The sequence below is a fragment of the Mycobacterium sp. 1245805.9 genome (genome assembly GCF_001672915.1).
In the GTDB taxonomy this organism is placed as follows: Bacteria; Actinomycetota; Actinomycetes; order Mycobacteriales; family Mycobacteriaceae; genus Mycobacterium.
On sequence record NZ_LZKR01000014.1, the window covers coordinates 1 to 560 of the forward strand.

Annotated in this window: 1 pseudogene; it reads left to right on the forward strand. The window is 68.6% G+C overall.

The window, feature by feature from the left end:
- A pseudogene (locus A9X00_RS02640) lies at positions 1–560 on the forward strand (dihydrodipicolinate reductase); the annotation flags it as partial.

Genomic DNA, 560 nt, shown 5'->3' on the forward strand with positions numbered 1-560 from the left:
CCCGAACGCGACGCGCTGGCCATCCCGGACTACGTCAGGCTGCTCGAGGCGGGGATCAACGTCGTCACCACCAGCACCACGCGGCTGGTCAACCCGCACGCCTACGAACCCGCGGAGTGGCGCGACCAGCTCGTCGCGGCGGCCAAGCAGGGCCAGGTGTCGCTGTACGCGTCGGGGATCGAGCCCGGGTTCGCCGCGGACTACCTGCCGCTGGTGCTGTCCACACAGTCATCGTCGATCGAGAAGATCCATGCGTTCGAGGTCGGCCTGTACGACGACTACGGCGTTCCCGACATCATGAGCGACGCGTTGGGCTTCGGCCGCCCGCTCGATTACCAACCCTGGATCGGCTTTCCGGGCGCGATCGCGGGCGAATGGCAGGGGCAGATCCGATTGATCGCCGACGCGCTCGGCGTCGAAGTGCGGGAAATCCGTGAGACTTTCGACCGCGCGGTCACCGACCGCACCCTCGAGGTTGCGATGGGCACCGTCGAGGCCGGCACATGCGGCGCGCTGCGCATGCAGGCGATCGGGGTGGTCGACGGCCGCGAGGCCATCGT